We start from the raw sequence: 24,121 nt of genomic DNA on the forward strand, positions 1-24,121 counted from the left end.
GGACGGCGCCGGCCAGGCCGGACAACCGTGCGGCAACTCGTTATGATGGCGCCCATTCTTAGCTGGACCCCATAGTTCATGGTTGATTCTTACGACGACGACGCGCCGCTGGGCGAAAAGAGCAAGACGCAGGTCAAGCGCGAGCTGCATGCGCTGCAGGACCTCGGTGAACGCCTGGCTGGCCTGCCGGCCGAGCAACTGGACCGCCTGCCACTGACCGATCCGCTGCGCAAGGCGCTGGCGGAAGCGCCCAAGCACAAGACGCACATCGCGCGCAAACGGCATGTGCAGTACCTGGGCAAGCTGATGCGCGACCAGGACCTGGAAGCCATCCTGGCGCTGGCCGACCAGATGGACAGCTCGACCCGGCAGTACAACGAGCGCTTCCACGCCCTGGAGCGCTGGCGCGACCGCCTGATCGCCGAGGGCGACGCGGCGCTGGAGGCCTTCGTGGCGCTGTACCCGGAGACCGACCGCCAGCACCTGCGCGGCTTGGTGCGCCATGCCCAGCACGAGGCGGCGCACAACAAGCCGCCCGCTGCCGCGCGCAAGGTCTTCAAGTACATCCGCACCCTCGACGAGACCCAGCGCGGCCTGCGCTAGGTTTTCGTTGGCTCTGGCCACGGCCGGCATCGGCATCAGGCGCCGGTGCCGCCCACGGTGATGGCGTCGATCTTCAGCGTCGGCTGACCCACGCCCACCGGCAGCGACTGGCCGTCCTTGCCGCAGGTGCCCACCCCGGCATCCAGGGCCAGGTCGTTGCCGACCATGGATACCCGGTTCATGACCTCGGGCCCGTTGCCGATCAGGGTGGCGCCCTTCACCGGGCGACCCAGTTTGCCGTTCTCGATCAGGTAGGCCTCGTTGGTGGTGAAGACGAACTTGCCGCTGGTGATGTCCACCTGGCCGCCACCCAGACTGGCGCAATAGATGCCCTTTTCCACCGAGGCGATGATCTCGGCCGGATCGCTCTGGCCGGCGAGCATGTAGGTGTTGGTCATGCGCGGCATCGGCAGGTGGGCGTAGGATTCGCGCCGGCCGTTGCCGGTGGGCGCCACGCCCATCAGCCGGGCGTTGAGCTTGTCCTGCATGTAACCCTTGAGGATGCCGTTCTCGATCAGCACGTTGTAGCCACTGGGGGTGCCCTCGTCGTCGATGGACAGCGAGCCACGCCGATCCGGCAGGGTTCCGTCGTCGACGATGGTGCATAGCGAGGAGGCCACCTGGCGACCGAGCTGGCCGCTGTAGTTGGAGCTGCCCTTGCGGTTGAAGTCGCCTTCCAAGCCGTGGCCGACCGCCTCGTGCAGCAGTACGCCGGACCAACCGGCGCCCAGCACCACCGGCAGGGTACCGGCCGGGGCCGCGGTGGCTTCCAGATTGACCAGTGCCTGGCGCACGGCTTCGCGGGCATAGCCGAGGGCGCGGTCGTCGACCTGGAAATAGCGGTAGTCGCTGCGTCCACCGCCGCCGCTGTTGCCGCGCTCGCGGCGGCCGTTCTGCTCGACGATGACGCTCACCCCCAGGCGTACCAGGGGGCGCACGTCGGCGGCCAGGGTGCCGTCGACGGCGGCCACCAGGGTCCGCTCCCAGACGCCGGCCAGGCTGATGGTGACCTGCTGGATGCGCGGATCGAGGGCGCGGGTGGCCTCGTCCAGTTGCTGCAGGAAGGCGACCTTGCTGGCGCGATCCAGCACATCGAGTGGGTTGTCCTGGCCATAGAGACGCTGCGTCGGCTCCACCGCACGGAACGCCTGGACGCGGCCCTCAGCGCCGCTGCGGGAAATGGACCGCGCGGCCTGGGCGGCGAGGTCCAGGGCTTCGCCGGTGATGGCGTTGCTGTAGGCGAAGCCGGTCTTCTCGCCGGATAGCGCCCGCACCCCGACGCCTTGGTCGAGGTGGAAGCCGCCTTCCTTGACGATGCCGTCTTCCAGTAGCCAGGACTCGGAGACGATGCTCTGGAAGTAGAGATCGGCGGCGTCGATACCGGGACCGGCCAGGCGCTGCAGCACCGGTTGCAGATCGTCGACGGCCAGTCCGCCGGGGCTCAGCAGGGCCGAGCCGACGCTCGTCAGGTAATCATTCATGGAAACTCCAGACGACGCCAGGAGGCGTCGGAACGATGAAAGGGGTGCACCTAGTCGCTAGCCTACGCGCGGCGAGTCCGGGTCTCTGATGCAAATGACCAATGGCCGTCATTGGCGTTCAGCCATTCAGGCGCCGGCCAGGCGCGCGGGCGCGAAGCGGCGGTGTTGTTGCAGCGGCATCCGGCGACGCAGGTCGGCCTGGCGCTCGGCATCCCGCTCGATGAGCAGGACCGCCTCGCCACCGGCCTGCACGGCGAGCACCTCGCCCCAGGGGTCCACCGCCATGGCATGGCCCCAGGTGGTACGGCCATTGGCATGCACGCCGCCCTGGGCAGCGCCCAGCAGGTAGCTCTGGGTCTCCACCGCGCGGGCGCGCAGCAGCAACTCCCAGTGCGCCTGGCCGGTGGGTACGGTGAAGGCCGAGGGTGCACTGATCAGCTCCGCCCCGGCGGTGCGCAGGGCGCCGTAGAGTTCGGGGAAGCGCAGATCGTAGCAGACGGTCATGCCCAGGCGGCCGACCGGGGTGTCGACCACGGTGAGGGTCTCGCCGGCCGCATAGTGATCGGATTCGCGATAGCTGCCCTGGCCATCGCTGACGTCGGCATCGAACAGGTGCAGCTTGTCGTAGCGAGCGACGCGGCGGCCCTGGTCGTCGAACAGCAGGGAACAGGCGCAGGGCTTGCCCTGCTGCACGCCGTCGGGCAGCAATGGCAGGGTGCCGGCCAGCAGCCACAAACCCCGCTCGCGTGCCTGGCGGGCGAGCCAGGGCAGGATTTCACCCTCGCCGCACGCCTCCGCCCGGGCCAGTTCGGCGGGGGCCGGGTGACCGATGGCGACGAAGTTCTCCGGCAATACCGCCAGTTGGGCACCGGCATTGGCGGCGCGTTCGAGCAAGCGCTCGGCGACCCGTAGATTGGCCGCCACCGCGGGACCGCTGACCATCTGCAGGATGGCTATGGACATGCGCACTCTCCGGACAGGAGCGTCCATCCTAGGCGGCAGCGCGGCGGTAGGGCAATGCTCAATCGCGCTTGCCCGTGGTCATGGTCGGATTCTGCCAGGGTCCCTCGATGTGGTAGTTGATGCTGGCCATGCGGGTGAGGCGATCGCCGATCAGCCGGTCGACGATGAACAAGGCCCCGCCGATGGCCGGCGCACCGGCGATCAGGGCAGCCAGCGGTAGCGAGTTGCTCACCGGCAGGCCGACCTTGAGATCGGCATCGACGCGGTTGCTGGCCATGTCGAGCAGGCCCTGCAGGCTCATCTCGGCGCCTGGACCACTCAGGGTGATGGGCTTGCGGGTACGGAAGGCGCCCTGCTGGGCATCGAGCACCCCGGTGATGCTGTCGTAGCTCAACCCCTTGCCGAACAGATCGGAGAAGTCCAGGCGCAGCCGACGGCGGATGGATTCGAAATTGAGCAGGCCGAAGATGCGCAGCGCCGAGGCGGTACCCTCCACCTGCTGCAGTTGGCCATTGTTGAAGCGGGCGTCGAGGCTGCCGTTGAGGCGGGCCAGGGCGACGTAGGCCGGTGAGCCGGGCCAATCGACCCGGGCATCCAGGCGGAAGTCGCGGCTGGTCACGCTGGAGGCGAAGTTCCAGCCCAGCAGGATGTCGGCGATGTTGCCGCCGGAAAGGCGACCTTGGTAATAACTGCGGGTCGCCCCGGGTGCGCCCTCCCAGCGCAGGGCGCCCTGTACCTTGAGGCCACGCAGGTCCAGGTCCAGGGCGTTGAAGTTGGCCCCGGAAGGCGATGGCCTGAGTTGCAGGCGCTGGGCACCGACCAGCCGACCCCCCAGCTCCAGGCGGTCGATGACCAGGTTCAGCGCCGGTAGCTTGCGCGGATCGACGTCGGCCAACGGATCAGGACGCGGCACATCACTGGCCACGGAAGGATCGGCCGGGGTCTGGGGGATGCGCAGCTGCTGCAGGTTGACGTCGATCGGCTGCCCGGTCTGCCGCGGGATACGCACCTGGCCGGTGACCGCCTGGCTGGTCAGCCCGAGCTGCCAGGCGCTGTCCTGGGGTTCATAGGTGAGACGCAGGTCGTCGATCTCCTGGCCGAAGGCGAGGAAGCGGCCGAAGGTGAGATCGCCCCGTCCGAGACTGGAGACATCGGGTCGGTTGCCAGCGCCCTGCCCGCCGCCACCGCCGTCGCCGACCGGTGGCGCGAGGTAGCGCTGATAGACGCCCTGCCAGGCGCTGAGGTCGAATTCCGCGAGACGTCCGCGCAGGTCGTAGCCGGCGTTGGCGGGGAGATTGGCGGTGCCGCCGCCCAGGACGATCTCGCCGCGGCCCTTGGCGACGGCGGCGGGATCGAGCAGCAGCACGGCATCGGCGACGCCCTTGTAGGTCGCCTCGACCCGGCGCTCGCCGTCGTTGAGGGCCAGGCTGAAGAAGCCTTCCCGCGCCTCGTCGGCGCCCTTGCCGAAGGGAGCCGGCAGATCGATGCTCACTCCGCGCAGATCGGAGGTGACGGCCAGCTCGCTGTGGTCGGCCAGGGTCAGCCCCAGGCGATAGCCCAGCAGCCCCCGCGCCGGCAGCGGCCGATCGCCGCTGCCCAACCAGCGCGCCAGTTGGTCCACGTCCACCCGGCCGTCCAGCACCAGCCGGGTACGGGGGGCATCGGGCTTGCCTTCCGCCAGGGCCTGTCCGCGGAGCGGCTGGTCGAAGGCGCGGGCCTGGATGTCCGGCGCGCTGAGGCCGCTGCGAGTGTCGTAGCGGAAGGCGCCGCGGATGTCGGTGAGAATCAGCTTGGGGTCCGCCAGTTCCAGGCGCGCCTTGTCCGCGGTCAGGTCCACCACCACCACCGGCGGCTGGGCCTTGGCCAGGGGAATGTCCAGGCTCAGGCCGCTGTCGGCGAGCGCCCCCTCCCCCTTCCAGCCGGCGAACACCTTGGCGGTCGGCAGGGGCGCTTCCTGGAGGATCTTCAGGCCATCGCGCACGCTGCTGTCGAGCCGGGCAGTGAGCTTGAGGTGCGGTGCGCTGCCGTCATGCAGCAGCGGGATGAATGCCTCGACGTCCCGTACCCGGGTATCGAGGATGCGCCCTTCCGGGACCTGGACCTTGACCCCGTCGTTTTCGATGAAGACATCGCCCCGGGCCTGGCGCAGGGCCGGCCAGCCCGGCTGGTAGGCCAGCTGGGCATCGTGCACGCGGAAGAACAGGCTCATGGTGCGGGAATGCGCCGGCGAGCCGTGGCGCAGGGAGCCCTGGTACTGGTAGATGGCCTCGTCGATCCGGCCGCCGACGATGGCGGTGCTCAGCCACTGGGCGAGTTCCGGACTGAAGTCCGCCGCCGGCAGGCGGGTGGGCAGGTACTTGCGGGTGTAGCTGGCGTCACCGTCCTTGAGACCGACGCGCAGGTCCATGTAGCTGTCCACCTCCGGATGCCGGCCGAGCTGGATGTGCAGGTCGCCACTGGCCGTGCCTTCCGGCCCGGTGACCTGCATCAGGGCGCTACCCAGAGTGAAGCGCTGGTCGTCGAGACTCCAGGTCAGGCGCGCCTTGGCGGTACGGTAGCGCCAGGGCTCGGGGAAGAGATCGGCCAGGTGCAACATGAAGTCCGAGGTGTCCAGACGCAGCTCGCCGCCGCCCAGGCTGCCGCTCAGGCTGCCGGTGATGCCATCCGCGGCGGGCGCCCCCCGATAGGCGGCGAAGCCCAGCCGCTCGACGTTGGTGGCATAGGTCAGACGCTCCGCCAACGGTTTCTGCGGATAGAGATCGGCATTGAGATTGCGCAGCTGGCCATGGGGGGCCAGCGCCTGCACGGCCTGGGCGACCGGTGCGGGCAAGGGCGCGAGATCCTTGGCCAGGCGCGCGGCCTGGGCGAGATCGAGCTGGTCACCGCGCACCTGCAGGTGCTGGGCGGCGCTGTCGTAGACCAGGCCGAAGCGCCCTTCCAGCGGCTGGCCATCGAGCCGGGACTTGAGCGCCAGGGCTACCTGCTGAGGGGCCGCGGTACCGTCCTGGGCCACGTCCAGCTGCAGCGCCTCCAAGCGCACCGGGGCGCGCTCGGCGTAGGCCAGGGTCAAGTCGGCAGCGCGCAATTGCAGGCGCGAGCGCTGCAGGCGCCCCTCGGCCCAGTCGAACCAGAGCTCGCCTTCCGCCTGCGCCCGGCGGAGCTGCCACTGCTGCAGCAATTCCGCCGGGACCCAGCGCGACCAGTCGCTGGCCGGCAAGCTGACATAGCCCCGCAGGGCACTGGCACGCCAGTCCTGGGGCCGTGGCGAGGCGTCTAGGTACGCGGCCACCGTGCCGCCATCAGGTAGCCGGAAGCGCGTCGCCAACGCCAGGGAGCCGTTCAGTTGACGACTCAGGCTGGCCTCGACATACCTCAGGGTGACCGGCGATCCCTGCCGTGGAATCAGGCTGAGCTGGCTGTCCAGCAGACTGGCATGGTCCAGGCGGGCCAGGGCGTCGAGCACCGGCGCGGGATCGAAGGGTTTGGCGTCCGGTTGCCGCGGGGGCAGCCCACGCAATTGCCAGTGGCCCTGGGCATCCTCCTGCAGGACCAGGTGGACGCCATCGATCTGCACGGACCTCAGGCGCAGTTGCCGATGCCAGAGGCTGGCGAAGACATCCGGGACCACCTTCAGGTGATCGAGCTGTACCGCGCTATCGCCACGGCCGAGGGTGAGGTCGCGCAGCACCAGCACCGGATTCCACACGGCCCAATGACCTTCGAGGCGACCCAGGCGTACCGGCTCATCCAGGGCGGTCGCGGCGCGTGCCTCGACCTCGTTGCGATACTCGCCGACCCAGGGCATGAGCAGGCGGCCCAGTCCGACGTAGAGCGTCAACAGGGCGAGCAGGGTCAACGCCAGGATCAGCGTGCCGCGCTTGAGCAGAGACATCACCGGACAGCCCTAGAGCAGCACGACATCGTACTGCTCCTGGGAGTACATGGTCTCCACCTGGAATTTGACGGTACGGCCGATGAAGGCCTCGAGATCGGCAACGTTGCCCGACTCCTCGTCCAGCAGTCGATCCACCACCTTCTGGTTGGCCAGCACCAGATAGGAATTGGCCTGGTAGGCCCGAGCCTCGCGCAGGATCTCGCGGAAGATCTCGTAGCAGATGGTCTCGGCGGTACGCAGGATGCCGCGCCCCTGGCAGTTGGCGCAGGGTTCGCAGAGCACCTGGGAGAGACTCTCGCGGGTGCGCTTGCGGGTCATCTGCAGGAGACCCAGCTCGGTGATGCCGATGATGTTGGTCTTGGCGTGGTCGCGTTCGAGCTGCTTTTCCAGGGTGCGGATCACCTGGCGCTGGTGCTCTTCGTCTTCCATGTCGATGAAGTCGATGATGATGATGCCGCCCAGGTTGCGCAGCCGCAGCTGGCGGGCGATGGCGGTGGCCGCCTCCAGGTTGGTCTTGAAGATGGTCTCTTCCAGATTGCGATGGCCGACGAAGGCGCCGGTGTTGACGTCGATGGTGGTCATCGCCTCGGTGGGGTCGATCACCAGATAGCCGCCCGACTTGAGCAGTACCTTGCGCTCCAGGGCCTTCTGGATCTCGTCTTCCACGCCATAGAGGTCGAAGATCGGCCGCTCGCCCGGATAGTGCTCCAGGCGCGAGGCCACCTCGGGCATCAGCTCCTCGACGAACTGGCCGATGCGCTGGAAGTTCTCCCGGCTGTCGACACGGATCTTCTCGGTGCGTGGCCCCACCAAATCGCGCAGGGCGCGCAGGGCCAAGGTCAGGTCCTCATAGATGGGCACCGGCACCGGTCCCTGGAGATTGCTGGAGATCTGCTGCCAGAGCCGGCGCAGGTAGCGGATGTCGGCCAGGATGTCTTCCTCGCGCGCCGCCTCGGCGGCGGTACGCAGGATGAAGCCACCCTCCTGCTCGATCCCCTCGCTCTCCACGCAGCGCGCCATGATCGCCTTGAGGCGCTCGCGCTCGGCCTCGTCCTCGATCTTCAGCGAGATCCCGACATGGGCGGTGCGCGGCATGTAGACCAGGTAACGCGAGGGGATCGACAGATGGGTGGTGAGCCGGGCGCCCTTGGTGCCTATGGGGTCCTTGGTGACTTGCACCACTAGGGTCTGCCCCTCGCGCACCAGGGCATTGATGCTTTCCACCGCCGCGCCTTCGCGCTGGGAGATCTCCGCGGCATGGATGAAGGCCGCCCGGGCCAGGCCGATGTCGACGAAGGCCGCCTGCATGCCCGGCAGCACCCGCACCACGCGCCCGCGGTAGATGTTGCCGACGATGCCCCGGCGCAGGGTGCGTTCGACGTGCACTTCCTGCAGTACACCGTTTTCCACGACGGCGACACGGGACTCCATGGGAGTGATGTTGATGAGGATCTCTTCGCTCATGGAGGACTCTTGGCGTCGTGGGAAGGCGGATGGCAGACCGAGGCGCGGGGCGCGTCAGGGCTGGGCAGTGGTCAGTCCGAGATACCGCCAACAAGGGATGGCGAAAGCGCTCAGCAGTTCCGCGGTTTCGCACAGCGGCAGCCCTACCACGGCGCTGTAGCTGCCCTGCAGCCCGCGCACGAAGACCGCACCGGCGCCCTGGATGCCGTAGCCACCCGCCTTGTCCGCCGGCTCACCGGTATCCCAGTAGCGCTCGGCTTCCCCGGGCAGCAAGGGGCGGAATTCCACCTCCGTCGCCACCACGCGACTCAGGCAACGCGCGCCATCGGCGACGGCCACGCCGGTCACCACCCGATGCCGGCGGCCACCGAGCGCCGCGAGCATGGCCAGGGCCTCGGCACGGTCGTGGGGCTTGCCGAGCAGGCGGTCATCCAGCACCACGCAGGTATCGGCGCCCAGCACGCAGGCGTCCGCTGCAGCGGCCAGTACCTGCCGCCCCATGGCTGCCTTGGCCCGGGCCAGGCGCTCGACATAGGCTTCCGCTCCCTCGTCCGGATGGGGCGTTTCGTCCACCGCCGCGGCGACTCTCTCGAAGGCAACGCCGATCTGTTCGAGCAGTTCGGCACGCCGTGGCGAAGCGGAAGCAAGGTAGAGCTGGGGCATCGACGACGACCAGACGACAGGAAGATGACGGGAGCATGCCAGCCCGACGCGGGTGAAACCAGTTCAGTTGACACCGAATCTGCGGCGCAGCCCACGAAGCAGCATGTAGATCCACGGCCAGAGCAAGGCGCTGACCAGGGAGGGGGTGAGGAAGACCAGCGTCGGCGGCCGGCTGCCGGCCAGGGCGTTGAGCCACAGCGCCAGGAGCTGGGCGATGCCGTAGACCACCAGCAGCACGAAGCTCTGCTGCCAGATCGGGAAGGCGCGCAGACGCTGCGCCAGGGAGCGGACCAGAAACACCACCAGGCTCAGGACCAGCGCCGTCTGCCCCAGCAGGTTGCCGTAGAGCACGTCTTCGGCGATCCCCATGATCCAGGCGGTGAACAGGCCGACGCGGTGCGGCAGGGTCAGGGTCCAGAAGGTCAGCAGCATCGCCAGCCACAACGGGCGGCCGATCTCCATGAATTCCGGCATGGGTACCACGGACAGCAGCAGCCCGACCAACAGGGTGAGCCAGATCACCCACCCGTTGTGGCCGATGCGCAGCGCCATCAGCGATCCCCCTCGTCGGGCAATTCCGGAGCCGGCTGCTGGCTCGCGGCAGGCAGCGGGGGCACCCGCTTCTGGGGCTGGGTGGGGGTGGCTGCCGACTGGCCATGCGCCGGCGGCTTGGCCGGGGTACTCGGATGGGCAGCCGTACCCGTGGCGTTCGCCGGGGGCTTGGACGGCGCCGCCTGACGTCCATGGGTGGCATCGCCCGGCGTCGCGGCCGGGGCTCCAGCAGCGGGTGCACCGGCCGCCGCCGGTTGCGCGGCCGAGGCGCCCGCCGGTGGCGGATTGGTCGCCGCGGCCGGACGCTGGGCGGCATGGCGATCGGCGGCCTCCTGGGCCTCGGCAGCGTCGTTGGCGCGCTGCTCGGGAGTACGGGTATCGCTGAACACCAGCAGCATGTAGCGACTGCGATTGAGCTTGGCGGTGGGAATGGCGCGGACCACGGCGAAGGGCTGCCCGGAGTCGTGGATCACCTTGGATACGGTGGCCACCGGGTAGCCGGCGGGGAAGCGCTGGCCCAGGCCGGAGCTCACCAGCAGGTCGCCTTCCTTGATGTCGGCGGTGTCGGCCACGTAGCGCAATTCCAGGCGCTCAGGGTTGCCGGTACCGGCGGCGATGGCGCGCAGGCCGTTGCGATTGACCTGGACCGGGATGCTGTGGGTGACGTCGGTGAGCAACAGGACGCGTGCCGAGTAGGGCATCACCTCCACCACCTGCCCCATCAGGCCGCTGGCGTCGAGCACCGGCTGGCCGACGAAGACGCCGTCCTTCGCGCCCTTGTCGATGATGATGCGATGGGTATAGGGATTGGGATCGACCCCGATCAGCTCGCCCACCAGCACCTTGTCGTCCACCAGGGCGGCGGAATTGAGCAATTCGCGCAGGCGCACGTTCTGCTCGGTGAGGGCGGCGAGTTTTTGCAGGCGGCGTTGCAGCAGCAGTTGTTCGGCCTTGAGTCTTTCGTTCTCCGCCATCAGTTCGCTGCGGCTGGAGAATTGATCGCTGACAACTTCCCAGGCGCGCAGGGGAAAGCCCGCCACCTCGTAGAGGGGCGAGAGTACCAGCGCCAGCTCGCTACGCACGGGTTTCAGATAGTCGAAACGCGCGTCGGTGACCATGACACCCACCGAAAGGGCGGCCAGGATCAACAGACGAATGCCCAGCGCCGGGCCTTTGCTGAAAATCGGCTTGATGGTGAGTTCCTCGCAGAACGCGCCCGACGATCCGGCCACCCAGGGCGACCGGATCGGGGCCTGTAGCCTGGAACTGCCTTATTCGGTGGACAGCAGGTCCATGGCGTGGCGATCCATCATTTCCAGCGCCTTGCCGCCGCCCCGGGCCACGCAGGTCAGCGGGTCCTCGGCGACGATCACCGGCAGACCGGTTTCCAGCGCCAGCAGCTTGTCCAGATCACGCAGCAGGGCGCCGCCACCGGTCAGCACCAGGCCACGCTCGGCGATGTCGGAGGCCAGCTCCGGCGGCGACTGCTCCAGGCAGCTCTTGACCGCCTGGACGATGGTAGCCAGGGATTCCTGCATGGCTTCGAGCACCTCGTTGGAATTGAGGGTGAAGCTGCGCGGCACGCCTTCGGCCAGGTTGCGGCCACGGACATCGATCTCGCGGACCTCGCCGCCCGGATAGGCGGTACCGATTTCCTGCTTGATGCGCTCGGCGGTGGATTCGCCGATCAGGCTGCCGTAGTTGCGGCGCACATAGGTGACGATGGCCTCGTCGAAGCGATCACCGCCGACGCGGACCGACTCGGCGTAGACCACGCCGTTCAGCGAAATCAGTGCGATCTCGGTGGTGCCGCCACCGATGTCGACGACCATGGAACCATGGGCTTCCTCGACCGGCAGACCGGCACCGATGGCCGCAGCCATCGGCTCTTCGATGAGGAAAACCTCGCGGGCACCGGCACCCAGCGCGGATTCGCGAATGGCGCGGCGCTCGACCTGGGTCGACTTGCAGGGCACGCAGATCAGCACTCGCGGACTGGGCTGCAGGAAGCTGTTCTCGTGCACCTTGTTGATGAAGTATTGCAGCATCTTCTCGCAAACGCTGAAGTCGGCGATGACGCCGTCCTTCATCGGGCGGATGGCGGCGATGTTGCCCGGGGTACGGCCCAGCATGCGCTTGGCGTCGGTACCGACGGCGACCACGCTTTTCTGGTTGCTGTTGCCGTGGGTACGAATGGCGACCACCGACGGCTCGTTCAGCACGATGCCGCGCTCGCGGACGTAAATCAGAGTGTTGGCGGTCCCCAGGTCGATCGACAGATCGCTGGAAAACATGCCACGCAATTTCTTGAACATGAGGTGACCCTAGGCGGTGACGAGCAGGCACGCGACAGGACAAACGTGCGGGTAAAAAAGTGCGGCAGACTCTAACAATCGCAGGGATTTAGGGCAAGGCGCCGATGTGCTAGATTGAGAGCTTTTCCGGGCCATTAAGCCCTCGTTCAACGCGGCGCCCGACCCGCCCTGCCCGTCTCCTGCATACGCGGCCGCCACCCGGGTCACGCCGCCTTCCTGCTGGAGAAGCCGATGGCGCTCGAACGCACCGACGTCGAAAAGATCGCTCACCTGGCCCGTCTGGGCCTCGACGAAGCGGATCTCGCCGCTACCACCGCCACCCTCAACGACATTCTCGGCCTCGTGGATCTCATGCAGGCCGTGGACACCGCGGGCGTCGAACCCCTCGCCCACCCACTGGAAGCCACCCAGCGCCTGCGCGCCGACCAGGCCACCGAAAGCGATCGACGCGACGCCTACCAGGCCATCGCCCCCGCCGTGGAAGCAGGGCTCTACCTGGTACCCAAGGTGATCGAGTGAGACACGACATGCATCAGTTGACCCTGACCGAGATCGCCGCCGCCCTGGCCGCGAAGGATTTTTCCGCCGAAGAACTGACCCGCGACCTGCTGGCCCGGATCGAGCGCCTCGATCCGCAGCTCAATAGCTTCATCACCGTGACCGCCGACCAGGCGCTGGCCCAGGCGCGCGCCGCCGATGCCCGCCGTGCCGCCGGCGAGAACGGCGCCCTGCTCGGCGCGCCCCTCGCTCACAAGGACCTGTTCTGCACCGAGGGCGTGCTGACCAGCTGCGGCTCGAAGATCCTCACCGGTTTCAAGGCGCCCTACGACGCCACCGTGGTGGCAAAGCTGGCCGCCGCCGGCACCGTCACCCTCGGCAAGCTGAACATGGACGAATTCGCCATGGGCTCAGCCAACGAATCCAGCCACTACGGCCCGGTGAAGAATCCCTGGGATGTCACCCGGGTGCCGGGCGGCTCCTCCGGTGGCTCCGCCGCGGCCGTGGCCGCGCGCCTCCTGCCCGCCGCCACCGGCACCGACACCGGCGGCTCGATCCGCCAGCCGGCGGCCCTGACCAACCTCACAGGTCTCAAGCCCACCTACGGCCGCGTCTCACGCTGGGGCATGATCGCCTATGCCTCCAGTCTCGATCAGGGCGGTCCGCTGGCGCGCACCGCCGAGGACTGCGCCCTGCTGCTGCAGGCCATGGCCGGCTTCGATCCCAAGGACTCCACCAGCGTCGACCAGCCGGTGGACGACTACCGCGCCGCCCTGCGGCAGCCGCTGGCCGGCCTGCGCATCGGCCTGCCCAGGGAATACTTCGGCGCCGGGCTCGATGCCCGCATCGGCGAGAAGGTGCTGGCCGTGGTCGAGGAGCTGAAGCAGCTCGGCGCCACCGTCAAGGACATCTCCCTGCCCACTCTGCAGCACGCGATCCCGGCCTACTACGTCATCGCCCCGGCCGAAGCCAGTTCCAACCTGTCGCGTTTCGACGGGGTGCGCTTCGGCTATCGCTGCGAGAATCCGGTCAACCTGGAGGACCTCTACAAGAGATCCCGCGGCGAAGGCTTCGGCGCCGAGGTGAAGCGCCGCATCATGGTCGGCACCTATGCCCTGTCGGCCGGCTACTACGACGCCTACTACCTCAAGGCCCAGCGCGTCCGCCGGCTGATCAAGAACGACTTCGTCACGGCCTTCGCCGAGGTCGACGTCATCCTCGGCCCGACCACGCCGAACCTGGCCTGGAAACTCGGCGAGAAGAGCAACGACCCGGTCTCGGCCTATCTCGAAGACCTCTACACCATCGCCGCCAACCTCGCCGGCATCCCCGGCCTGTCCATGCCGGCCGGTTTCATCGACGGCCTGCCGGTAGGCGTGCAACTGCTCGGCAACTATTTCCAGGAAGGCCGCCTGCTGAACGTCGCCCACCAGTACCAACAGGTCAGCGACTGGCACCGCCAGGCGCCGAGCGGCTTCTGAGGAAGGATCAAGACATGCAATGGGAAACCGTGATCGGGCTTGAGATCCACGCTCAGCTCAGCACCCAATCGAAGATTTTCTCCGGCAGCGCCACCAGTTTCGGCGCCGAGCCCAACGCCCACGCCAGCCTGATCGACCTTGGCATGCCCGGTACCCTACCGGTGCTTAACGCCGAGGCCGTGCGCATGGCCTGCAAGTTCGGCCTGGCCATCGACGCCGAGATCGCCGAGCGCAACGTCTTCGCGCGCAAGAACTACTTCTACCCGGACCTGCCCAAGGGCTACCAGACCAGCCAGATGGACCACCCCATCGTCGGCAAGGGCCACCTGGACATCACCCTGGAAGACGGCACCGTCAAGCGCATCGGCATCACCCGCGCGCACCTGGAAGAAGACGCCGGCAAGAGCCTGCACGAAGACTTCCACGGCATGAGCGGCATCGACCTGAACCGCGCCGGCACGCCGCTGCTGGAGATCGTCTCCGAACCGGACATCCGCAGCGCCAAGGAAGCCGTGGCCTACGTCAAGGCCATCCATGCCCTGGTGCGCTACCTGGGCATCTGCGACGGCAACATGGCCGAGGGCTCGCTGCGTTGCGACTGCAACGTCTCGGTGCGCCCCAAGGGCCAGGAGGCCTTCGGCACCCGCGCCGAGATCAAGAACGTCAACTCCTTCCGCTTCATCGAGAAGGCGATCAACCACGAGGTGCAGCGCCAGATCGAGCTCATCGAGGACGGTGGCAAGGTGGTCCAGGAAACCCGCCTGTACGATCCGAACAAGGACGAGACCCGCTCCATGCGGAGCAAGGAAGAAGCCAACGACTACCGTTACTTCCCCTGCCCCGACTTGTTGCCGGTGGTGATCGAGCCGGCCTTCCTCGAAGAGGTACGCAGCCAGCTGCCCGAGCTGCCGACGCAGAAGCGCGACCGTTTCCAGAGCGAGTACGGCCTGTCGGTCTACGATGCCAGCGTGCTGTCCGCCAGCCGCGAACTGGCCGACTACTTCGAGGAAGTCCAACGCGTCAGCGGCGATGCCAAGCTGGCGGCCAACTGGGTGATGGGCGAACTATCCAGCCTGCTCAACAAGGATGGCCTGGAGATCGGCCAGTCGCCAGTGAGTGCAGCCCAGCTGGGTGGCCTGATCCTGCGCATCAAGGACGACACCATCTCCGGGAAGCTCGCCAAGATGGTGTTCGAGGCGCTGGCGGCCGGCGAAGGCGCCAGCGCCGATGCCGTCATCGAAGCCAAGGGCCTCAAGCAGGTCACCGACAGCGGCGCCATCGAGGCCATGCTGGACGAGGTCCTCGCCGCCAACGCTGCCCAGGTCGAGCAATATCGCGCCAGCGACGAAGCCAAGCGCGGCAAGATGTTCGGCTTCTTCGTCGGCCAGGCGATGAAGGCCTCCAAGGGCAAGGCCAACCCCGGCCAGGTCAACCAGTTGCTCAAGCAGAAACTGGAAGGCTGACGGCTGTCGCACAGGGCTCGGTGCAGGGCTGACAGCTTTGCTCCGAGCCCTTAAGCTGCTGCCGGTCGTTTTGCCAGGAGGCATCGAGATGCATCGGATCCACCGCGCCGGACTGCTGTCGCTGGTCCTGCTGTTCGCCGGTTGTGCCAGCCAGGAAAGCTTCCCGCCTACCCTGTCCCCCAGCGCTGCCCACGATTACCAGGACACGGGCCTCGCGTCCTTCTACTCCAAGTGGCACGCCGGACGCCGCACCGCCAGCGGCGAGAAGTACGACCCCGCCGCCTTCACCGCCGCCCATCGCACCCTGCCCTTCGGCACCCGCGTCCAGGTCACCAACCTCGACAATGGCCGCAGCGTGGTGGTTCGCATCAACGATCGTGGCCCGACCATACGCCGCCGCGTGATCGATCTCTCGCGCAGCGCCGCCGACCGCCTCGACATGGTGGCCGACGGGACGGCCAAGGTCAGCATCCGCAGCCTGGATTGATCAGCGCAGGCCTGCCTGGCCTGAACAAGGCGGGGCGTAGGCCCAGAGGGCACGGGGTGGTGTGGCGGCCAGTTGCCTGGCGACGCTCGCATAGCGCGGATCGAGCAGAGTCGCCGACCAATACAGCGCCTTGGCGCCCGCCGGGTCCCAGACGCCGCTGAAACCGGACAGGCCCGCCGCAGCACGCTGGGCATCGAAGCGTACCTGCGAATGGCGGAACTCCTCGTGCTGGCGCTGCCCCAGGGCAAAGGGCAATAGCCAGTCGAGCGCCGCCGCCAGGGTTTGCCCGTCGGCACCCGGCAGCCGTAACCAGTCCTCACCCTGCCCCTGGGCCACCGCCGCGGCCAGCACAAGGGGTTCGAGGTCATAGACGACATAGTGCAGGGCATCGCGCTCGGCGAAGTCGCGCACCTCGCCATCGGGGCGGAGGTTGGCCGACAACTGGGCGACGAAGGCCGCCCGGGCCCGGGCGAACAGCGCCGGATCAGCCAGGGCGCTGGCGGCCAGCGTCACCAGCTTGATCCTGTGGCTCTGCCAATTGTTGCTCCAGACGCCCTTGTCATCGCCACGGTGTGCCTCCATTCGCTGCAGATAGCCCAGCGCCAGCTGCTGGATGAAGGCACGGGTACGCTGGGCCGTCGGCGCGGGAAGGTCTGCTGCGGTGAGGCGATAGGCGACGATGAGATGGGCGAGGTTCGTCTCGTCTATCGGGTCGAAGCTCGGTCGATAGCGCTGTACCCAGGCATCGAGGTAGGTCGCCAAGCGTGCTAGGGCCGCGGCGTCGTGGGTGTCCCGCCAGGCCAGGGCGAGATCGAGCAGATAGCCGAAATCCCGTACGGCCGCGGCGGACTCATCGTGGATGCCCGTGTGGGGCAAGGTCCCCTCGGTATGGATGACCGCCAACGCCTGGGGCTCCGATGCGGGCGGATGGGCCACCGCCCGGGTCAGCGCGGCGACCGAAGGTGGCCGGGCCGCCAGGCAGGTGGTGCTACCCGGGTTGGCGGCGAGGGCGAGAAACAGGATGGCAGCGGTCAAGGCGAGAATCCCCCGTATGGACGTCGACCCGGGACCGGCGCGGCCGCCCCCTGCCCCACCCGCGGATTTGTCGGAGTGGGCGCCCAGCCTGTCAGGAGGGCCTTAGAGCCTGCTCAAAGGCTCGCGAGCTAGAGACAAACAAGGCGAAAATGGCTGAGGAAGCGGAGTTTACAAGTAGTAAATGAGCATTCCGAAGCCCTTTTCAACGCCGTTTGGCCGACGCGCAGCAGACTTTGAACAGGCTCTTAGGCGCGACTTAAGGCAGGGATCGCCTGCGATTCACCCTGGACGACAAGCAGCCCGTGATCAGGGCACTGATCACGGGCTGCTTGGTCGAGGCGCTATCGGCGGCGCTCGCGAGCGCCCAGGCTCACTGGGGACCGAGCTTGTCCATGAGCGCGGCCAGGCGCTCGTATTCGTCCTGCTTGAGGTCGGTCAGCGGCGTCCGTACCGGACCCGCATCGTAGCCGGCGATCTTGGCGCCCGCCTTGACGATGCTGACGGCGTAGCCGGCGCAACGGTTGCGGATTTCCAGGTAGGGCAGGAAGAAGTCGTCGATCAGCTTGCCGACGGCCTCGTGGTCGTCACGGGCGATGGCTTCGTAGAACTGCACGGCGGTCTTGGGAATGAAGTTGAACACGGCCGAGGAATAGACCGGTACGCCCAGCGCCTTGTAGGCCGCGGCGTAGACTTCCGCGGTGGGCAGGCCGCCCAGGTAGCTGAAGCGATCGCCCAGGCGGCGGCGGATCGCGACCATCAGCTCGATGTCGCCCAGGCCGTCCTTGTAGCCGATCAGGTTCGGGCAGCGCTCGGCCAGTTGCTCCAGGTGATGGGGCTGCAGGCGGCAGACATTGCGGTTGTAGACCACCACGCCGATCTTCACCGACTTGCACACGGCTTCGACATGGGCGGCCACGCCATCCTGGCTGGCTTCGGTCAGGTAGTGCGGCAGCAGCAGCAGGCCCTTGGCGCCGAGGCGCTCGGCTTCCTGGGCATAGGCGATGGCCTGGCGAGTGGAGCCGCCGACGCCGGCGAGGATGGGCACGCTACCCTGGCAGGTGTCCACGGCGGTCTTGATGATACCGCGGTATTCGCTGGCTTCCAGGGAGAAGAACTCACCGGTACCACCCGCGGCGAACAGGGCGGTGGCGCCATAGGGGGCCAGCCACTCCAGGCGCTTGGCGTAGGTGTCGGCACGGAAGTCGCCGTTGGCATCGAAATCGGTCAGCGGGAAGGACAGCAGACCGGAGGAGAGGACGTGTTTGAGTTCTTGTGGGGTCATCTGGAATGCCTCGGCATGGATTGTACGGAGGTGCGGTCAATCCGCGACCTGTTGTAAGTCATCGTACAACCTATTCCAAGGGAGCGGCAACCCTTCCATGAAAAAAGTCCCGCGGGCGGCTTGGCCGCCCTTCCTTAGACCTGTTCCGCCTGTCGTTCCATTTCCGCATGGGCGCGGCGCAGCCGCTCGCGGCTGTTGCTCAGGTGCAGGCGCATGGCCGAACCGGCGGCTTCCGCATCCCCAGCCTCGATGGCCTGGACGATGGCCTCGTGCTCGGCATCCAGACGCTGCTGGTAGCGCTGCTGATCGTCATGGGCCAGGTAGGCGGAATTCAGCCGGGTACGGGGAATGAGCACCGCGCCCAGGTAGCCCATGATGTCGCTGAAGTAGCGATTGCCGGTGGAGCGGGCGATCAGCAGGTGGAGTTCCAGATCGGCGCTCACGGCGCTGTCGGGCTGCTCGACGCCGGCGCGCATGGTCTCCAGCAGGTCCCACATCTGCTGCAGCTGCTCGGCCGAGCGCCGTTGCGCCGCAAGGCCCGCCGCCTCCACCTCCAGACTGATGCGCAGTTCGAGCACCGCTAGGACATCCTTGAGGGTGGTGATGGTGGCCGGATCGATGGGCAGTACCGCCGCGACCCGCTCCAGTACGAAGGTACCGATGCCGTGACGCGTCTCCACGTAGCCTCCTGCCTGCAACCGGGAGATGGCTTCGCGGACCACGGTACGACTCACGCCCTGGGCCTGCATGATGGCCGACTCCGTGGGGAGCTTGTCCCCCGGCTGGAACTGGCCGTCGCCGATCTGCTGGATCAGTACCGCGACCACCTCCTCTGCCAGGCTGCGGGGTCTTTTACGGGGGCGGGGAAGGGTTGGTGCAGTCATAGGCTAGCGTACCGATTGAAGTGATACTTTCATCATAGCACCCGCCTCTCGCCGAACGCCCCAACTAGACCGCTCAGTCCGTATCAGGACAAGTCATCCACTGCTCTGGCCCGCAGCTCTTGGTCCTCCAACAACAGGTGCCGCTGGTGATAGGCGCGCAGGCTCGGGCGATGACCGACACTGACCAGGGTCAGCCCCGGATTCTCGGCCAGCAGCCGCTGGTAGAGCGCCCGCTCGTCCGCTTCGCTCAGCGCGGAGCTGGCCTCGTCGAGGAACAGCCAATCCGGCGCATAGAGCAGCGCCCGCGCCAGGGCCACGCGCTGTTGTTCGCCGGGCGACAGGGTGCGTTCCCAATGGCGGCTCTCGTCCAGGTGCTCGACCAGATGCGCCAGGCGACACTGCTGCAGCACCTCGGTCAGGCGCTGGTCGGTGTAGGCCTCCACCGGCTGCGGGTAGGCCAGCGCCTCGCGCAGGGTGCCGATGGGCAGATAGGGTTGTTGCGGCAGGAACAGCTGACGCCCAGCGGGTACGGCGATACCGCCCTGCCCTTGCCGCCAGAGTCCGGCCAGGGCGCGCAGCAGGGTGCTCTTGCCGCTGCCCGAGGCACCTTCGATCAGCAGGTGCTCGCCACGGGCGATGCGCAGGTCGGTGGGGTGCAGCAGCAGGCGGCCGGCGGCGCCCAGGGTGAGGCCTTCCAGGACCAGGTCGCCATCGCTGGTGCGGGGTACCAGGATGTCGGTCTCCTTGCCGAATTCGGCCATGGTCTCGCGGAAGGTGAGCAGGCGATCGGAGATGGCGCGCCAGGATGCCAGGCTGACGTAGGCGTCGACGAACCAGCTGAGACTTTCCTGGACGTTGCCGAAGGCCGAGTTGATCTGCATCAGGTCGCCCAGCTGGATCTTGCCCGAGAAGTAGCGCGGCGCCGCCAGGACGAAGCCGGCGATGATGGCGATCTGGCTGTAGCCGGCGGTGAAGAAGGTCAGCCGCTTGGTGTAGTTCATCACCAGGTGGTAGTTGCCCCAGACGTAGCCGAAGCGATCCAGCAGGCGCCGGTGCTCGTTGGCCTCGCCGCGAAACAGGGCGACGCTCTCGGCCTTCTCGCGGACGCGGATCAAGCCGAAGCGCAGGTCCGCCTCGTAGCGTTGCTGCTGGTTGTACAGGCCGATCAGCCGGCGACCGATGAGGTGGGTCAGCCAGGTGCCGATGGTGGCGTAGATCAGTGCCGCCCAGAACATATAGGCCGGGATGGTGATGCCGAACAGGGTGATGTCGCCGGAGAGGCCGAACAGGATGACGCTGAAGGACACCAGGCTGACCACGGTCCGGATGAAGCCCAGTCCCAGGCTCAGCGTGGTTTCGGCGAAGTCGCGGATGTCCTCGGTCAGGCGCTGGTCGGGGTTGTCGGCACCGCCTTCGCGTTCGAGCTGGTAGTAGTTGCGGTCGGACAGCCAGAGGCCGAAGTGCTTTTCGGTCAGCCAGCGGCGCCAGTTGATGGTCAGCGCCTGGGTCAGGTAGAGCCGGTAGACGGCCAGCAGGATGGCGGTGGCGGCCAGGCCGCAGAAGTACAGCATCAGCCGGATGAAGGCGGCCAGATCGCGATTCTGCAGGGCATCGTAGAAATAGCGATACCAGGTGTTCAGGGCGACCGACAGGCCGACCCCCGCCAGGGACAGGGCGATCACCACCCCAAGCAGGAGCCAGGCCTTGCCTTTCTCTTCGCTGCGCCAGTAGGGGGTGATCAAGGCCCAGACACGGGCGAGGAAATGTCCACGGGAGGCCCCATAGACGGAGGGTACGGGTACGGCGGATTCGGACATGCTCGGACTCTCAAGGACTGCACAACGAGACGCCTGCACAGCCTATGCCGGAATGCCTGAATGAATTCTGACTGAAACAATGTAACAGTTTGCCGCCCACGGCACGGTGGGCGATGGCGAGAAGGAAGAGCCTGTTCAAAGTCGCGCGAGCTGGAGCCAAACAAGGCGCAACGACCAACGGCAGTAACAGCCAACGGCTGGCCCGCAGGGTGAGCGCCAGCGAATCAAGGACCCGAGGAAGTGGATCGGACCCGCGCTCGGGTTTACAAGCGGTAAATGAGCATTGCAACGGGGCCGCCCAGCCGGGCTGGCGACCCAGGGTCTTTTCAACGCTGGTTGGCCGACGCGCAGCCGACTTTGAAGAGGTTCTCAGCGGCGTACCGGGCGCTTCTGCAGCTTGCGCTGCAGGGTACGGCGGTGCATGCCCAGGGCCCGGGCAGTGGCCGAGATGTTGCCTTCGTGCTCGGCCAGTACCCGCTGGATGTGTTCCCACTGCAGGCGGTCCACCGACATGGGATTGTCCGGTACCAGGGTGTCGAGATCGGCGTGCTGGGCCAGCAGGGCCGCCAGGACGTCGTCGGCATCGGCGGGCTTGCACAGGTAGTTGGTGGCACCGCGCTTGATGGCCTCCACCGCGGTGGCGATGCTGGAATAGCCGGTGAGGATCACCACGCGCATCTCCGGGTGCAGTTCCAGCAGCTGGGGCAGCAGCACCAGGCCCGAATCGCCTTCCATCTTGAGGTCGAGCACGGCGTAGTCCGGCAGGTCCTCCTTGGCCAGCTGCAGGCCTTCCTCGGCGCTGTCGGCGATGGACACGCGCAGGCCACGGCGGTCCATGGCGCGGGCCATGACGCGGGTGAAGGTGGGATCGTCATCGACCAGCAGGATGTGGGGCTGGTCGTCGAAACCGCTGTTGAGTTCGTCAGTCATGCAAGTCTCCAGGCATTCACGCCAGGGCGTAGTGCCGCGGCAGGCGCAATTCGGTCAGGGTGCCGCCTTCTTCGTGATTGTAGAGCTTCACCGTACCGCCGGCACGAGTGACGCTGGCCTGGCTGAGGAAGAGGCCCAGACCGAAGCCCTTGCCCTTGGTGGTGAAAAAGGGTTTGCCGAGTTGTTCGGCGATGGCCAGGGGTACGCCGGCACCGTGGTCGCGGATCGACAGGCACAGCTCCCGGGCGTCCCAGTGCAGCCGGATGCCGAGGTTCTCCGGGCAGGCGTCGGCAGCGTTGTTGAGTAGATTCAGCAGTGCCTGGGTAAGTTCGACCGGCGGCGTCAACCGCGGCGGCGCGCCGAGACTGGCCACCTCGAAGCTGTAGGTGGCCTCCGGACGCATCAGGTGCCAGCGATCCATGGTCGCTTCCAGCCATTCCACGACGGTCTGCTCCTGCACCGTCTGGCGGCGATCGGCCTCGGCGGCGCGTACCAGCTGCTGCAGGGTTTGCTTGCACTGGCCGACCTGGGTCTGCAACAACTTGAGGTCTTCGCTCAGGGTCGGCTGGCCCGCGTATTCCTGCTGCAGTTCCTTGAGCAACACGCTCATGGTGGACAGCGGCGTGCCCAGCTCGTGGGCGGCGCCCGCGGCCTGGGTGGCCACGGCCAGCAGCTGCTGATCGCGCATGGCCTGCTCGCGGCGCTGGGCCTGCAGGCTCTCCTGCTCCCGCAGGGCAGCCGCCATCCGCGCCACGAACAGGGTGATGACCGCCGCCGAGAGGGCGAAGCTCAGCCACATGCCGTAGCTCAGCACCGCGCCGTCGTTGGCCACCAGCAGGTGCAGCGGCTGGTAGGACAGCAGCATCAGCGAGAAGACCGTCAGGGTCAGGGCGGCGAGGACCAGGGTGTAGAGCCAGGGCAGCGTCGCCGCGGCGATGGTCAGGGGTACCAGGTAATAGGAGGCGAAGGGGTTGGTCGGGCCGCCGGCGAAATAGAGCAGCGCGCTGTGGATGGCCAGGTCGCAACCCAGGTGCGCGGCGTATTCCTGCTCGGTGACCGGCCAGGAGCGGGTCAGCCGCAGCGCGGCGAACAGGCAGAGCACCGCCGAGACGCCGAGGGTGATGGCCAGGGCGGTCCAGGGCAGCTCGACGATGCCGGAGAGTCGGGCGATCCCCACCGAGCCGGCCTGGGCGGCCAGCACCAGCACGCGGATGAGGACCAGGCGCCCGAGATTCTGGCGATTGGCGGACAACCATTGAACGGGCAAGGAGAACATGCGAGGTTCCAGGCGCAGGAAACGATCGAGACGGTCGTCGCCAGCGGCGCGCGCCCGTCGGAGCAGACTCGTCATTATAGCGAGCGCCATCCGCCCTCGACCGCCGACGCGGCAAAGCGACGCACCATCGGCCGGCCCTGCGGTCCCAGAGCTTGTGCAACACCACTAGGAGAACACCATGACCTTCCCGCTTCGCCCCCTCGTCCTCGGCGCCGCCCTGTTCAGCGCTGTCCTGGCCACCGGCGTCCAGGCCGACGAGCCGCGCTACAACCAGATCAGCCTGAGGGCCGAGGTCAGCCGCGAAGTGCCGCGCGATCGCATGCAGGTCATGCTCTATACCGAAAGTCAGGGCCAGGACCCGGCGGCGCTGGCCAACGAGACCAGCAAGACGCTGAACGCGGCCCTGGAGCAGGCGCGCAAGGTGGCGGGCGTGACCGTTTCCCTGGGCAACCGCAACACCTATCCGATCTACGAGGACCAGGGCCGGGCCATCAATGGCTGGCGCGAGCGCGGTGAAGTACGGCTGGAAAGCGCGGATTTCGCTGCCCTGTCCAAGTTGACCGGCGAGTTGCTCGGCAGCCTGAAGATGGGCAACCTGCAATTCACCATCGCCGATGGCACCCGCAAGCAGCAGGAGGATGCCCTGTTCAAGGACGCCGTGGCCGCCTTCAAGGCCCGCGCCCAACTGGCGACCGAGGCCCTGGGCGGCACCGGCTACCGCATCGTCAACCTGGACCTGGGCACCAGCGGCGTGCCCCAGCCGCTGCCGATGCTGCGCATGTCGGCGATGAAGGCCGCCAGTGATGCCGTGACTCCGGATGTAGCGCCTGGTACCACTACGGTTGAAGTCACCGCCGGAGGGACCATCGAAGTACAAATGCCCTGATCTAGTGCAGAAAAGTAACAGCACTGCCTCTGCGCGCACTTTTGGTGCGCACAGAGACCCTGCCTAGGCAAACCTTCTTACACCTTTGCGACATCTGTTTTTCGTTTGGCTCTTCTCGCGGCAATAGCTTCGCCAGGCGCTACAGA

General features: G+C 67.3%; 20 protein-coding genes. 6 read left to right on the forward strand and 14 right to left on the reverse strand.

Going from position 1 to position 24,121, the window contains the following annotated elements; translation table 11 throughout:
• The first annotated feature begins 78 nt into the window (after positions 1-78).
• The gene (gene yjgA, locus RND78_RS03400) at positions 79-603 is read left to right on the forward strand and encodes a ribosome biogenesis factor YjgA (protein WP_312726071.1); all 525 of its coding nucleotides are present in this window, start codon (positions 79-81) and stop codon (positions 601-603) included.
• Between the two features lie 35 nt (positions 604-638).
• Here yjgA and tldD read toward each other — a convergent pair whose 3' ends face one another.
• The 8 genes from tldD to mreB form a co-directional block, all read right to left on the reverse strand.
• Positions 639-2,084, reverse strand: a complete 1,446-nt coding sequence (tldD, locus tag RND78_RS03405) for a metalloprotease TldD (protein ID WP_312726072.1) — start codon at positions 2,082-2,084, stop codon at positions 639-641.
• A 126-nt stretch (positions 2,085-2,210) separates the two neighbouring features.
• On the reverse strand, positions 2,211-3,047 hold the full coding sequence (locus RND78_RS03410) for a carbon-nitrogen hydrolase family protein (protein ID WP_312726074.1): 837 nt from the start codon (positions 3,045-3,047) through the stop codon (positions 2,211-2,213).
• Between the two features lie 58 nt (positions 3,048-3,105).
• Entirely contained in the window at positions 3,106-6,939 is a 3,834-nt protein-coding gene (locus RND78_RS03415; RefSeq protein WP_312726076.1) for a YhdP family protein, read from the reverse strand.
• 12 nt (positions 6,940-6,951) lie between these two features.
• Positions 6,952-8,406: a ribonuclease G gene (gene rng / locus RND78_RS03420; RefSeq protein ID WP_312726077.1), complete on the reverse strand. Its 1,455-nt coding sequence runs from the start codon at positions 8,404-8,406 to the stop codon at positions 6,952-6,954.
• Between the two features lie 54 nt (positions 8,407-8,460).
• The gene (locus RND78_RS03425) at positions 8,461-9,069 is read right to left on the reverse strand and encodes a nucleoside triphosphate pyrophosphatase (protein ID WP_312726079.1); all 609 of its coding nucleotides are present in this window, start codon (positions 9,067-9,069) and stop codon (positions 8,461-8,463) included.
• A gap of 63 nt (positions 9,070-9,132) precedes the next feature.
• Positions 9,133-9,621: a rod shape-determining protein MreD gene (gene mreD / locus RND78_RS03430; RefSeq protein WP_312726080.1), complete on the reverse strand. Its 489-nt coding sequence runs from the start codon at positions 9,619-9,621 to the stop codon at positions 9,133-9,135.
• A complete protein-coding gene (gene mreC / locus RND78_RS03435; RefSeq protein WP_409457017.1) occupies positions 9,621-10,766 on the reverse strand; it encodes a rod shape-determining protein MreC in 1,146 nt (381 codons plus the stop codon). Before mreC ends, mreD begins: the two co-directional genes overlap by 1 nt.
• A gap of 126 nt (positions 10,767-10,892) precedes the next feature.
• Positions 10,893-11,936, reverse strand: a complete 1,044-nt coding sequence (gene mreB / locus RND78_RS03440) for a rod shape-determining protein MreB (protein ID WP_312726081.1) — start codon at positions 11,934-11,936, stop codon at positions 10,893-10,895.
• A 231-nt stretch (positions 11,937-12,167) separates the two neighbouring features.
• Here mreB and gatC point away from each other — a divergent pair, with 231 nt between their 5' ends.
• The 4 genes from gatC to RND78_RS03460 all read left to right on the forward strand — a co-directional run bounded on the left by gatC (position 12,168) and on the right by RND78_RS03460 (position 15,865).
• The gene (gene gatC, locus RND78_RS03445; protein ID WP_312726083.1) at positions 12,168-12,455 is read left to right on the forward strand and encodes an Asp-tRNA(Asn)/Glu-tRNA(Gln) amidotransferase subunit GatC; all 288 of its coding nucleotides are present in this window, start codon (positions 12,168-12,170) and stop codon (positions 12,453-12,455) included.
• A gap of 8 nt (positions 12,456-12,463) precedes the next feature.
• A complete protein-coding gene (gatA, locus tag RND78_RS03450) occupies positions 12,464-13,915 on the forward strand; it encodes an Asp-tRNA(Asn)/Glu-tRNA(Gln) amidotransferase subunit GatA (protein WP_312726085.1) in 1,452 nt (483 codons plus the stop codon).
• Between the two features lie 14 nt (positions 13,916-13,929).
• The gene (gatB, locus tag RND78_RS03455; protein ID WP_312726086.1) at positions 13,930-15,378 is read left to right on the forward strand and encodes an Asp-tRNA(Asn)/Glu-tRNA(Gln) amidotransferase subunit GatB; all 1,449 of its coding nucleotides are present in this window, start codon (positions 13,930-13,932) and stop codon (positions 15,376-15,378) included.
• Between the two features lie 88 nt (positions 15,379-15,466).
• A complete protein-coding gene (locus tag RND78_RS03460; protein ID WP_312726089.1) occupies positions 15,467-15,865 on the forward strand; it encodes a septal ring lytic transglycosylase RlpA family protein in 399 nt (132 codons plus the stop codon).
• Here RND78_RS03460 and RND78_RS03465 read toward each other — a convergent pair whose 3' ends face one another.
• The 6 genes from RND78_RS03465 to RND78_RS03490 all read right to left on the reverse strand — a co-directional run bounded on the left by RND78_RS03465 (position 15,866) and on the right by RND78_RS03490 (position 23,089).
• On the reverse strand, positions 15,866-16,900 hold the full coding sequence (locus RND78_RS03465; protein WP_312726091.1) for an alginate lyase family protein: 1,035 nt from the start codon (positions 16,898-16,900) through the stop codon (positions 15,866-15,868).
• A 370-nt stretch (positions 16,901-17,270) separates the two neighbouring features.
• On the reverse strand, positions 17,271-18,182 hold the full coding sequence (kdgD, locus tag RND78_RS03470) for a 5-dehydro-4-deoxyglucarate dehydratase (protein WP_312726093.1): 912 nt from the start codon (positions 18,180-18,182) through the stop codon (positions 17,271-17,273).
• Positions 18,183-18,316: 134 nt separating this feature from the next.
• A complete protein-coding gene (locus RND78_RS03475; protein ID WP_312726096.1) occupies positions 18,317-19,066 on the reverse strand; it encodes a FadR/GntR family transcriptional regulator in 750 nt (249 codons plus the stop codon).
• Positions 19,067-19,149: 83 nt separating this feature from the next.
• Positions 19,150-20,883, reverse strand: coding sequence for an ABC transporter ATP-binding protein/permease (locus RND78_RS03480; RefSeq protein ID WP_312726097.1), 1,734 nt, complete (start codon positions 20,881-20,883; stop codon positions 19,150-19,152).
• A 369-nt stretch (positions 20,884-21,252) separates the two neighbouring features.
• Positions 21,253-21,813: a response regulator transcription factor gene (locus tag RND78_RS03485; protein ID WP_059226461.1), complete on the reverse strand. Its 561-nt coding sequence runs from the start codon at positions 21,811-21,813 to the stop codon at positions 21,253-21,255.
• A 16-nt stretch (positions 21,814-21,829) separates the two neighbouring features.
• A complete protein-coding gene (locus RND78_RS03490) occupies positions 21,830-23,089 on the reverse strand; it encodes an ATP-binding protein (RefSeq protein ID WP_312726102.1) in 1,260 nt (419 codons plus the stop codon).
• 178 nt (positions 23,090-23,267) lie between these two features.
• On the opposite strand from RND78_RS03490, the gene RND78_RS03495 reads away from it, so the two are divergent.
• On the forward strand, positions 23,268-23,975 hold the full coding sequence (locus RND78_RS03495) for an SIMPL domain-containing protein (protein WP_312726105.1): 708 nt from the start codon (positions 23,268-23,270) through the stop codon (positions 23,973-23,975).
• Positions 23,976-24,121: the final 146 nt, after the last annotated feature.

The organism is Pseudomonas oryzihabitans (genome assembly GCF_032027545.1).
GTDB lineage: Bacteria > Pseudomonadota > Gammaproteobacteria > Pseudomonadales > Pseudomonadaceae > Chryseomonas > Chryseomonas oryzihabitans_F.

Coding starts and splice junctions, on each gene's coding strand:
- yjgA (WP_312726071.1), top strand. CDS start 79: ATGGTTGATTCTTACGACGACGACGCGCCGCTGGGCGAAAAGAGCAAG.
- tldD (WP_312726072.1), bottom strand. CDS start 2,084: ATGAATGATTACCTGACGAGCGTCGGCTCGGCCCTGCTGAGCCCCGGC.
- RND78_RS03410 (WP_312726074.1), bottom strand. CDS start 3,047: ATGTCCATAGCCATCCTGCAGATGGTCAGCGGTCCCGCGGTGGCGGCC.
- RND78_RS03415 (WP_312726076.1), bottom strand. CDS start 6,939: ATGTCTCTGCTCAAGCGCGGCACGCTGATCCTGGCGTTGACCCTGCTC.
- rng (WP_312726077.1), bottom strand. CDS start 8,406: ATGAGCGAAGAGATCCTCATCAACATCACTCCCATGGAGTCCCGTGTC.
- RND78_RS03425 (WP_312726079.1), bottom strand. CDS start 9,069: ATGCCCCAGCTCTACCTTGCTTCCGCTTCGCCACGGCGTGCCGAACTG.
- mreD (WP_312726080.1), bottom strand. CDS start 9,621: ATGGCGCTGCGCATCGGCCACAACGGGTGGGTGATCTGGCTCACCCTG.
- mreB (WP_312726081.1), bottom strand. CDS start 11,936: ATGTTCAAGAAATTGCGTGGCATGTTTTCCAGCGATCTGTCGATCGAC.
- gatC (WP_312726083.1), top strand. CDS start 12,168: ATGGCGCTCGAACGCACCGACGTCGAAAAGATCGCTCACCTGGCCCGT.
- gatA (WP_312726085.1), top strand. CDS start 12,464: ATGCATCAGTTGACCCTGACCGAGATCGCCGCCGCCCTGGCCGCGAAG.
- gatB (WP_312726086.1), top strand. CDS start 13,930: ATGCAATGGGAAACCGTGATCGGGCTTGAGATCCACGCTCAGCTCAGC.
- RND78_RS03460 (WP_312726089.1), top strand. CDS start 15,467: ATGCATCGGATCCACCGCGCCGGACTGCTGTCGCTGGTCCTGCTGTTC.
- kdgD (WP_312726093.1), bottom strand. CDS start 18,182: ATGACCCCACAAGAACTCAAACACGTCCTCTCCTCCGGTCTGCTGTCC.
- RND78_RS03475 (WP_312726096.1), bottom strand. CDS start 19,066: ATGACTGCACCAACCCTTCCCCGCCCCCGTAAAAGACCCCGCAGCCTG.
- RND78_RS03480 (WP_312726097.1), bottom strand. CDS start 20,883: ATGTCCGAATCCGCCGTACCCGTACCCTCCGTCTATGGGGCCTCCCGT.
- RND78_RS03485 (WP_059226461.1), bottom strand. CDS start 21,813: ATGACTGACGAACTCAACAGCGGTTTCGACGACCAGCCCCACATCCTG.
- RND78_RS03490 (WP_312726102.1), bottom strand. CDS start 23,089: ATGTTCTCCTTGCCCGTTCAATGGTTGTCCGCCAATCGCCAGAATCTC.
- RND78_RS03495 (WP_312726105.1), top strand. CDS start 23,268: ATGACCTTCCCGCTTCGCCCCCTCGTCCTCGGCGCCGCCCTGTTCAGC.